This is a genomic window from Streptomyces sp. P17 (genome assembly GCF_032436805.1).
In the GTDB taxonomy this organism is placed as follows: Bacteria; Actinomycetota; Actinomycetes; order Streptomycetales; family Streptomycetaceae; genus Streptomyces.
Map to the genome: position 1 here is coordinate 1 of NZ_JAVRBF010000555.1, position 307 is coordinate 307.

Genomic DNA, 307 nt, shown 5'->3' on the forward strand with positions numbered 1-307 from the left:
CGTCGCCACCGCGAGCACGACCGTGCCCGCCGGCACCGCGTCGCCGAGCTTGGCGAGCAGGTCGTCGTGACCGACCAGCACCGTGGCGCCGCAGTCGCGCAGCACGTAGCCGATCTCGTCCGGCGTGTTGTGCCAGTTGATCGGCGTCGCGTAGGCGCCGATGGTTTGGGCCGCAACGGATGCTTCGAAGAAGGCGAAGTCGTTGCGGAGCAGCAGCGCGACCGACTGGCCCGGCGCGACGCCGGCGTCGGAGACGGCTCCGGCTCGGGCGGGGGCGTGCTGCCGGCGGGCGGGGGGGGGCTCGGGG

1 protein-coding gene is annotated in these 307 nt (G+C 74.6%); it reads right to left on the reverse strand.

All coding sequences use genetic code 11. From position 1 onward, the window contains the following. Window positions 1-307, reverse strand: a 307-nt coding sequence (locus RMT89_RS42090; RefSeq protein ID WP_315889035.1) for an AMP-binding protein, incomplete at both ends; no start/stop codon positions are given.